8 protein-coding genes are annotated in these 9,614 nt (G+C 61.3%); 5 read left to right on the top strand and 3 right to left on the bottom strand.

What is annotated here, in order from left to right:
* Nucleotides 1–79: 79 nt before the first annotated feature.
* Nucleotides 80–1,279: a TadE/TadG family type IV pilus assembly protein gene (locus tag ABI_RS23285; protein WP_006275539.1), complete on the bottom strand. Its 1,200-nt coding sequence runs from the start codon at nt 1,277–1,279 to the stop codon at nt 80–82.
* A gap of 259 nt (nt 1,280–1,538) precedes the next feature.
* Here ABI_RS23285 and ABI_RS23280 point away from each other — a divergent pair, with 259 nt between their 5' ends.
* Complete coding sequence (locus ABI_RS23280; protein WP_006275537.1) at nt 1,539–1,772, top strand: hypothetical protein; 234 nt, start codon at nt 1,539–1,541, stop codon at nt 1,770–1,772.
* On the opposite strand, the gene ABI_RS23275 is transcribed toward ABI_RS23280, so the two are convergent.
* On the bottom strand, nt 1,773–2,087 hold the full coding sequence (locus tag ABI_RS23275; RefSeq protein WP_006275536.1) for a hypothetical protein: 315 nt from the start codon (nt 2,085–2,087) through the stop codon (nt 1,773–1,775).
* A 138-nt stretch (nt 2,088–2,225) separates the two neighbouring features.
* On the opposite strand from ABI_RS23275, the gene ABI_RS23270 reads away from it, so the two are divergent.
* Both ABI_RS23270 and ABI_RS23265 read left to right on the top strand, forming a co-directional pair.
* Entirely contained in the window at nt 2,226–2,579 is a 354-nt protein-coding gene (locus ABI_RS23270; RefSeq protein ID WP_006275535.1) for an Hpt domain-containing protein, read from the top strand.
* A 176-nt stretch (nt 2,580–2,755) separates the two neighbouring features.
* Nucleotides 2,756–4,816, top strand: coding sequence for a M13 family metallopeptidase (locus ABI_RS23265; RefSeq protein WP_006275534.1), 2,061 nt, complete (start codon nt 2,756–2,758; stop codon nt 4,814–4,816).
* Nucleotides 4,817–4,822: 6 nt separating this feature from the next.
* Here the strand turns inward: ABI_RS23265 and ABI_RS24090 are convergent, their stop codons facing one another.
* Entirely contained in the window at nt 4,823–7,960 is a 3,138-nt protein-coding gene (locus ABI_RS24090; protein WP_050808415.1) for a PAS domain S-box protein, read from the bottom strand.
* Between the two features lie 230 nt (nt 7,961–8,190).
* On the opposite strand from ABI_RS24090, the gene ABI_RS23250 reads away from it, so the two are divergent.
* Both ABI_RS23250 and ABI_RS23245 read left to right on the top strand, forming a co-directional pair.
* Nucleotides 8,191–9,222, top strand: coding sequence for a phospholipase C/P1 nuclease family protein (locus ABI_RS23250; protein ID WP_006275532.1), 1,032 nt, complete (start codon nt 8,191–8,193; stop codon nt 9,220–9,222).
* On the top strand, nt 9,222–9,614 hold a 393-nt coding region (locus tag ABI_RS23245; RefSeq protein ID WP_040310022.1), incomplete at its 3' end, for an NUDIX domain-containing protein. The genes ABI_RS23250 and ABI_RS23245, both read left to right, overlap by 1 nt.

The following is a 9,614-nucleotide window of genomic DNA, read 5'->3' as shown; positions in this document are numbered from 1 at the left end:
CCCTGCCAATCCACGATGAGTCAAGTCATCGTGGGTTGGTATAACAGGTACGGGCAGGCCTGAGTTTGTGGGTAGGCTTTCAACGCGTCAGACGCGGGGTGCCTGCGGGGCCGACACCCGCGGGCACCGGAACGCCGGATCCGCTGTAGCGGGTATTGATGACCATGACGGGATTCTTCTTCAGGGTGATGGTCTTGGCGACGATGATGCTCCACGCCGAGTCCTCGGCGACCTGACCGGCGGTTTCGACTTCCAGTTCCGCGTTGGGGATGTAGATGGTGCCCAGCAGTTCACTGACATTGTTGGAGGCGATGACGAACTTCTCGTCGTTCTGGCGCGTTGTGGCCAGCAGGAACCCGGCAAAGACGCCGGTCTTGCGTGCGGTGATCTGGACGGACGAGGTGTCGTTGAACTTTACCGACTTGTCCGAACCGAAGATCAGGACAACGTCGTCACCACGGATAGTGGCGTTATCCTTGGACTCCAGATGGTCCATGAACCAGTGATCTCCCTGACCCAGGATCAGTGTGGCATTCTTTTCGATTTTGAAGTGCTCGCAATGAACGCCTGCCGGCAGGGTCAGCACGGCCCCGGTCACAATCTTGATTTTTGCCGTCTTCCCGTTGCAATCTGTCGGCGGGGTCAGGTTCATCGAGAGGAAGGGATCTTCGATGGTCATGGCGCCATTATGGCCCTGGGGCGACACCGGGCCCCTGACGGCGCCGACGGCCTGGGTCTGGGCGGCCTGAAGGAAGGCGCCGCTGGCAACGGTGACATCCTTGTTGCTGTGGACCAGGCAGCCGCCCGCGCGTACCGTGGCCTGGTCGTCGATCTTCATCTCCGAACTGCCGATTTGCAGAATGCACAAAGGGGTTTTCAGGAGGCCTTCAGCCGTGGCTCTGGCACTGATGGGCGTGGGGCCATCGCTCATGAAGCCGATCAGCGGGGCGTGCTGGCTGCGACCGGTAACGGTCACAGCGCCGGTGCTGCGGTCCACCACAACCTCAAAGGTGACGGGATTTCTGAGATCGCCGATCTGTTGATGGGCCGCGGCCTCCGCGGCACCGAACACCAGTTCGTCACTGCCCAGGGCCAGTTTGGCAGCCCCCATCAGCGCGCCGGCATCTGCTGCGGCTTGAAGGCTGAAGCGGTCCTTGACCATGGCGGAATGATCGATGGTGGCGGTGATGACATACAGCAGAGGTGCTGCGCAAAGCGCGGAGATAACGGCAACGTTGCCGCCTTGGCAGTGCGCCCATTGGACAAATTGTCTGCGCATCTGGGAAATTGCCATGAGAGTAAATTAGGCGAAAATCCTTATATTTGCTTAAAGGTATCGAACTGCAGTTATTTTTGCTCGGGTGGTTAGAGTATTTATGGCTTCTTTATTTAAAGGCGTTCGCGCGTGCAGCAAATTTGTTGCGACGCGAAGGTGTGGTAATTTTATACTGATTGCGACTTGGTTATGTAATCGGCATTTCTGCTTTGAGGGACTGTGCTCAAATAGACCCGAAACTTCGTAAAGTGGACCGAAGGGCATGAGTTCCAGCATCCGGGTCATCGCAGCGGAACGAACAATTTCGGGCTATTTGCTGACCTTGCGGTTTGACGGGTCGCCTCGCACCGTCCGGCTGTCGTCCTCCTGTGAAACCCAGGCTGAGGCCGTTGCCGATGTCTGGTCACAGTTGCGGCAACTGGGGGTTGGCACCCGGCCCGATTTCGATGCCGCTCCGACGGCCGATACCACCGGAAACGACCTAAGCAAGGTTTGATCAGCTATGGGGCGCCGATTCCACGCGGCTTCCTATCAAGCTGCGCAGGGCCATCAGCTTGTCAACGTCGCCCTCAACGGCGGCCCCCAGAAGTGCGGCTGTGTCCTCCTTCGCCTCGCTGACCGTGATGGAGCCTTGCTCGAGCAAAACCAGCACGCGTTCTATATAGGCGATGACCCGGGCCAGCAGGCTGGGTTGGATCACGCCGTCATAGAGGATGGGCAGGGTGCGCATCAGGCAGCGTCGGGCGTCCTCGGGCTTGATGGCGCCGGTTTCCACCCAAGACAGGATTTCGTCGCTGTAATCTGCGAGCACTCTGATCTCCCTTACAGACGGGAAGCCTAAGCCTTATCGGCCAGAAGGCGATGGGAAATGCAGGGCGAACTTGTGCGGATTTGATAAGATGGAATCAGTCTAAGGCTTTCCCGGAAACGGAAATGGGAGAAGCAGGTCATGGCGTTGCGCGATGTTACGGGTGCGGTCGATTTCGGTCATCTGGAGTCCTATACGCTCAATGATTCCCTGGTGATGGAGGAGGTATTGCGCCTGTTCCAGCAGCAGAGCGAACTGTGGGCGCCGCTGCTCGACACCGACCATGAGGGCTGGCGGGACGCCGCCCACACCCTGAAAGGGGCGGCGGCCGGTATCGGTGCCAATACGCTGGCGGCCCTGGCCGGAGAGGCCGAGATAGGCGATGCGGAAGGCGCGGCCGGCCGGCTAGAAAGGGTCAAGACCGCTCTTGCGGCGGCCCTGATGGATGTCAGCGCTTACCTGCATCACCTGCAGTTGCTGGCGCTGAAAGGGTAGGCAGCAGGGTTCAAGAAAAATCTGCCTCGGCCATTGCCAGTCTAACTATGTAAATCTTTACGTATTTTTCCCGCAGACGGCTCGTCGCACGGTGAACATTGCTATTCTGTAACTTGACGCTGACGCTCAGGGGGAGATGATTTCGCCAGAGACAATTTTTCCCGTGAGGCCGACCCATGTCGCTGCGACCATCAAGGACCTCGGCAACTGCAATAGCTCTTGTTTTTTCGACCCTTATGACCGGTGTGGCTCTCGCCGAGCCAGTTCACGACGTCGATCTGGTCGGGATCGACGCGTCGGTGAAACCGGGTGATGACTTCTACCGCTACGCCAACGGCACGTGGATCACGTCGGCCGAAATCCCGGCCGACCGGTCGTCTTACGGACCCTCGGCGGTTCTGGTCGAAAAGACGAGCGAGCAGGTGCGTGCCCTGATCCAGGATGCGGCCGCCGGCAACGCTCCGGCCGGATCGAACGCCCAGAAGGTTGGCGACTACTACGCCGCCTTCATGGACGAGGCCGCCATCGAGACCAAAGGCCTGCAACCGCTGGCGGCGGAATTTGCCGCTATCGATGCCATCACGGACAAGGCGGGGCTCGCGACCTATTTCGGCAGCCATCTGCGCGCCGATGTCGATGCGCTGAACGCGACCGACCTCTACACCGACAATCTTTTCGGTTTCTGGGCCCAGCAGGGCTTCGAGGCCCCTGAGCGTGTCGTCGCCTACCTGATGCAGGGCGGCCTGGGCATGCCTGACCGCGACTACTATGTCGACCCGTCCGAGAAGATGGCGGCCCTGCGCACGCGCTACCAGCAGCACATCGTCACCATGCTGACCCTGGCCAATGTGCCGGACGCGGAGGCAAGAGCGGCCCAGATCATGGCGCTGGAGACGGACATCGCCAAAAACCACGCGACGCGCCTGGACACCAGCGATGTCAGCAAGGCCAACAACCCGTGGACGCGGGACCAGTTTGCCGTCAAGGCACCGGGGCTGGACTGGGATGCCTACTTCAAGGCCGCCGGCCTGAGCGGGCAGAACGACTTCATCGTGTGGCAGCCGTCAGCTATCGCCGGCAGTTCGGCGTTGGTGGCGTCCCAGCCGCTCGACATCTGGAAGGTCTATCTGCGTTATCGCCTGCTGGACCATTATGCCCAGGTCCTGCCGAAGTCCTTCTATGACGAGGTGTTTTCCTTCTACGGCACAGCTCTGCAAGGCACCCCCAAGATGCGCGACCGCTGGAAGCGCGCTATTTCGGCGACCAATGGCGCTCTGGGCGAGGCTGTCGGCCAGCTCTATGTCGAACGCCATTTCCCGCCGCAAGCCAAGGCTAAGATTCAGGCCATGGTCGACAATGAGATTGCCGCTTATCGCGTGCGTATGGAGAAGCTGGACTGGATGTCGCCGGAAACCAAGGCCAAGGCCCTGGCCAAGCTCGGAACGCTGAAGGTCGGGGTCGGCTATCCGGACCGGTGGATCGACTATTCCGGCCAGGAGGTGGTGCGCGGCGATGCGGTTGGGAATATGCAGCGTGCGGAACGCTTCAACTACGAGCGCAATCTGGCCAAGCTGGGCAAGGCGCCTGACCACTATGAGTGGGTGATGACGCCCCAGACGGTCAACGCCGTCAACCTGCCCATGGCCAATGCGCTCAACTTCCCCGCTGCCATCCTGCAGCCGCCCTATTTCGATCCGGAAGCCGATTCAGCCTTCAACTATGGCGGCATTGGCGCGACTATAGGCCATGAAATCTCGCACAGTTTCGACGATATGGGCGCCATGTTCGACGACAAGGGCCGGTTGATCAACTGGTGGACGGCCGAGGACCTGAAGCATTTCAAGGCGGCTGGCGCTGCCCTGGCCCGTCAGTATGACGCCTATTGCCCGTTCACAGATCTGTGCCTGAACGGCGAACTGGTGCTGAGCGAGAACATCGCCGACGTCGCCGGCCTGGCGGCTGCCTATGACGCCTATAAGATGTCCCTGGGTGGCAAGCCGGATGTGGTCAAGAACGGTCTTACGGGGGACCAGCGCTTCTTCATCGCCTTCGCCCAGAGCTGGCGCGACAAGACGCGTGAAGCGGCCCTGCGCCAGCAGATACTGACTGATGGCCACGCGCCGGATGAGTACCGTGGCGATACCGTGCGCAATCTCGATGCCTGGTATGAGGCCTTCAAGGTGACGCCGGACCAGAGGCAGTATCTCAAGCCGGAGGACCGGGTCCAGGTTTGGTGAGGCGGATCAGGCCCTGAGCGATTGGTCCATGTCGGCTGACTCCGAACCCGCCGCTCTTGCGATGGCGTTGACCAGAGCCGCTGGCGTAATCGGCTTGGCGACCAGGCCATCGAAATCGGCCGGGTTGTACAGATCATGGCCGTTGGCCGTAAAGGCCAGGATGGGGACGTCGCGGTTGGGGCCGGGCTCGCTTCGGATCCGCTTGGCGGCCATGGTGCCGTCCATGCCCGGCATGCGGATATCCATCAGGATGACATCGAGCGGATAGACCCCCGCCATCAGAACGCCCGCTGAACCGTCCTCGGCTTCGATCACCGCGGCGTCTGCCCGTTCCAGTATGGCGCGCGCCAGTTCACGATTGACGGAATTGTCATCGACCACCAGCACCCGCAGGCCGGCGAGGTCGGGAAGATCGGTGTCGAACTCGAATGCCGCGCCATCGGCCAGGGCCGGGGCGGGCAGGGTGAAGTGGAAATGCGACCCTTCGCCGGGGGCACTGGTTACACCAATCGTGCCGCCCATGGCTTCGACCAGGCCGCGGCAAATGGCCAAGCCCAGGCCGGTACCGCCGTGTTTGCGCGTCGATGAGCCATCCACCTGCGAGAAACGCTGGAACAGCTTGGCCTGGCCGGCTTCGTTCATGCCAGGACCCGTATCGATGACCCGGACCGTCAGGTGTTTGTTGTCATAGCCCAGCATCAGGGTGACGCTGCCGGTATCGGTGAACTTGATGGCATTGCCGACCAGGTTGAGCAGCACTTGGCGATAAGCCTGCGGATCAAGGAAGACCGTATCCGGCACACTATTGTCATCTTCGAAGCGCAGATTCAGCCCCTTCGCAGCGGCTTGCGCCTGCATCATCAGGAACAACTCGCGCGACATCTCGACGATTTCGGTCGGCTTGGGTTTGAGCTCCAGTTGGCCCGCTTCCAGCTTGGAAAAATCAAGAATGTCATTGACCAGGGACAGCAGGGAATTGCTGGCGGTCGCGATACGCTGGGCGTAGCGCAGGGCGTCGTCCGGCATGTCCTGGCGTTCGGTCAGCAGGCTGGAGAAGCCGATCATCACCGTCAGCGGCGTGCGGATCTCATGGCTCATATTGGCCATGAAGTCGGCCTTGGCGGCGGCGGCGGCTTCAGCGGCATCGGTGGCGGCTTCCAGTTTCTGTTCCTGGGTGACCTGGGAGGAGATGTCACGCACCACGTCGACGAACATCGGTGCCGTGTCGTCGCCATTGCGGATCAGGGACGGGCTCGATTCCACCCAGGTCCAAATGTGGGCTTCCTGGTTCCAGCAGCGCCAGCGCACGCGCAGACCCGTCTCACCTTCGGCCGTGCGGCGGAAGGTGGCGACGACGGATGCCACGTCCTCTTCGTGCATATAGTCTTCGGGGCGGCATGCCAGCGCTTCAGCCGGGCTGATGCCCTGCAGTCGGCGCACGGCGGCCGAAACGAAGCTGCGCCTCAGGTTCAGGTCGCAGGTGACGATCAGGTCGGTGGTGTTCTCGGCCATAAGCTGATAGCGCGCTTCGGCCTCCATCCGCTCGGTCAGGTTCTGGACCTGCGCGATATAGTGTTTCGGCGCACCGGTTTCTTCACGCACCATGGATACGGACAGGTTCACCCACACGACCTCGCCATTCGGGCGCAGGTAACGTTTGTCCATCTGGTAGGACGGGATATCTCCTCGGGTGAGCTCTGCCAGTAGTTCCAGATCGCGATCGAGGTCGTCCGGGTGCGTGATTTTTTGGAAATCAGCCGCCAGCAGGTCTTCACGTTCCAGGTCGACCAACCGACAGAAGGCCAGGTTGACCTTCAGGAAGCCCCCATCCAGCCCGACCAGGGCCACGCCGATCGGAGCGTGGTGGAAGGCGGCTTCGAACAGTTGCGTCTGGGCCAGGCGTTCGGTGACATCGTGCATCATGGCGGTGAATTGCCAGCCGGCCGAATTGCGAGCGGCGCTGAGGGCCAATTCGATCGTAAATTCAGTGCCGCTGCGATTCAGCGCAGGCAGTTCGATACGCTGGCCGATGACGCGGGCTTCACCCGTTTCCATGAAACGCGCCATACCCTTGGTGTGGGCGTCGCGGAAGCGCTCAGGAATGATCATGTCGGACATACGCCGGCCGACGACCTCGGTCTCACTCCAACCGAACACGGCCTCGGCCTGGCCATTCCAGCTGGCGACGCGACCATGCTCGTCAGTGGTGACGATGGCCTGATGGGCGTTGGCTATCACGCTGTGAAACTGCGCTTCGCTGGCCTGGGCGCGCAGGCGTTCAGATTCGAGCCGGTTCTCGCTTTCGCTCATCCGCCGGGCGGAGACGACGCCGAGGATGATCAGGCCCAGCATGGTGCCGGCCGTGGTCAGGACCAGGCGGAAGTCGGGTGTGAGCAGGTTTAGATTCGTCGCCTGCAGGGCCGTCCAGCCCAGCACGGGGGGCAGAGCGACAACGGTCAGCAGGATGCGGCGCATCAGCTGCCCCGTAGAACCGGCCTGGGCGAGAACGCGCAGGGGCGTTGCATCGGGGCGCAGAGCCATGACGGCGCAGGATAGCAGGCACAAGCCCACAGATGTATGCAGGTCGATGTCGGTATATCCGACGACGCCGCGGGCGCTTCTGACAGCGAGCAGATAGGCCAGCAGCGAAATCGCACCGATGGCCAAAGGTACGGTGGCGATGAGGAGATGGAGAGCAGCGGGCAGGCGGGCACCGATTACGCGGTGGATCAGCAGCAGGCTGGACAGTAGGAACAGGCCCAGCGATGTACCTTCGGTCATACGGCCGGGGTGCGCGGGCAGGGGGGCCTGGTGAAGGATTTTGTCGCCAAAGAGCAGCGTGTCGAGAGCGGATGTTGCGCCGGTGAGATGCTCGACCAGGAAGGCCAGACTCCACAGGGCGGCAACGGCACAGGCCGACAGTGACAGCGCACGCGGCAAGCCCGGCAGGGCCAGAACAGATCCGATCAGGACGAGGCACATAGCGGTCGTCGGTTGCATGGCCATCAGTCCCGGCAGGACCGAGCGCAACAGAACGATGTCTGTTGGCCATCCCACCAACGCGATCAGGCCAATCGCGCAGACAGCCACGCCGAGCCGACGGCTCAGGCGAAGCCAGTCGATAGCGGCCTCCATGGGGATCATCGGGTACTCTTTCGAACGCGGTACGGAAATCGCGATACAGACTGCCGCAAACACGTTAATAATCCAGACAATACCGCATCCTCACCGCTTCCTCCAAACAGGCCTGACAGATAACATTGTCCCGCGATTGACCATGGTTGCGCTGCAAAAAACGTTGCGCCGGAAATGGTTTGGGTTCACGTATAAAGGCTGAAAGCGGGCGCTGGCAGCGTGCCGGATCGGGTGATGTGATGAAGTTGAAAGTTGTGAAACTTAAGAGCCTTTTGTTGTCAGTGGTTGCGGGTGTGGCGATTGCCACGGCGGCTCTGGCCTGGGGATCTGCCGGCCACCGCTTTATCGGCGAAGAAGCCATCCGTGCCCTGCCGGACTATACGCCGGCCTTCTTGCGGACGCCCGAAGCCATCGCCGACGTCGGCGAATATGCCAATGAACCCGACCGCTGGCGCGATTCCGGCTTTGTCCATGACAGCGAGCGCAATGCGGCCCACTTCATCGACCTGGACGACGAGGGCAAGACCCTGGCCGGCCAGACGCTGGCGGAACTGCCCAGGACGCGGGCAGATTTCGAAATCACCCTGAACGAAAAGGGCCAGAAGATCTGGAAGTCGGGCTATCTGCCCTATGCCATGGTCGACGGCTACCAGCAGGTGGTCAAGGACTTCGCCTACTGGCGCGTGCTGAACCTGCTGGAGACGCGTGAGACCGACAAGGCCAAGAAGGCGTGGTACCGCGCCGACCGCATCCGCCGCGAAAGCCTGATCAAGCGCGATATCGGCGTCCTGGCGCACTATGTCGGCGACACCACCCAACCGCTGCATATGAGCATCCATTACAACGGCTGGGGCGAGGAATTCCCCAATCCCAACGGCTACACCCTGGAAAAAATCCACGTGCCGCTGGAGAACGCCTTTGTCGACGCCAACATTTCGGCGGCTGATGTGCGCGCCAGCATGGCGCCGTACGAACCCTGCACCGACGGACCGGAAAAGTGCTTTGCCAAGCGGATGATGAAGAGCCATGCGCTGGTTGTGCCGCTGTATGAACTGGAAAAGGCCGGCGGCTTCAAACCGGGCGATCCGCGCGGCCGCGATTTCATGAAGCAGCAACTGGGGCAGGGGGCTTCGGATCTGCGTGACGTCATCCTGGACGCCTGGCGCGATTCCAAGACCATGGCGGTCGGCTGGCCCAAGGCGACCTATGACGACTTTGTCGGTGGCAAGGTGGCCGATCCTTACCTGACCCTGCATGGTGGCGCCGGGTAATGCCAGATCTTTCTGGGAAAGAGATCAAGCAGTTTGGCGATCGCCAGGCCGGCCTGATCTACAAGCCCCGCGTCGGCGCCTATGGCATTTTGCTGCACGACGGCCGCATCGCCTGTGCCCAGATCGGCTATACGAAATTCAGCTATGACCTGCCGGGTGGCGCACTTGATCCCGGCGAGACGCCGGAACAGGCGGTCAAACGCGAGTTCGTTGAGGAAACCGGCCTGGACGTGGCTGTCGGCCGTCAGGTGACCGAAATCGACCATTACTTCATCCACGACGATGGTACGCCTTACAACAATCGCTGCCATTTCTTCGAGGTCGAACTGGTCGCCCACAGACCGGCTGCCAAGTCCGAAGCCGATCATGAACTGGTCTGGCTGCCGCCGCTG

Origin of the sequence: Asticcacaulis biprosthecium C19, assembly GCF_000204015.1 — a bacterium.
GTDB lineage: Bacteria > Pseudomonadota > Alphaproteobacteria > Caulobacterales > Caulobacteraceae > Asticcacaulis > Asticcacaulis biprosthecius.
The sequence above is the reverse complement of the archived record's forward strand: the minus strand, read 5'-3'. Positions and strand labels throughout refer to the sequence as shown.

Excerpts from the sequence above, each read along its gene's own strand:
- ABI_RS23285 (WP_006275539.1), bottom strand. The coding sequence starts at position 1,279 with ATGCGCAGACAATTTGTCCAATGGGCGCACTGCCAAGGCGGCAACGTT.
- ABI_RS23270 (WP_006275535.1), top strand. The coding sequence starts at position 2,226 with ATGGCGTTGCGCGATGTTACGGGTGCGGTCGATTTCGGTCATCTGGAG.
- ABI_RS24090 (WP_050808415.1), bottom strand. The coding sequence starts at position 7,960 with ATGATCCCCATGGAGGCCGCTATCGACTGGCTTCGCCTGAGCCGTCGG.
- ABI_RS23265 (WP_006275534.1), top strand. The coding sequence starts at position 2,756 with ATGTCGCTGCGACCATCAAGGACCTCGGCAACTGCAATAGCTCTTGTT.
- ABI_RS23280 (WP_006275537.1), top strand. The coding sequence starts at position 1,539 with ATGAGTTCCAGCATCCGGGTCATCGCAGCGGAACGAACAATTTCGGGC.
- ABI_RS23250 (WP_006275532.1), top strand. The coding sequence starts at position 8,191 with ATGAAGTTGAAAGTTGTGAAACTTAAGAGCCTTTTGTTGTCAGTGGTT.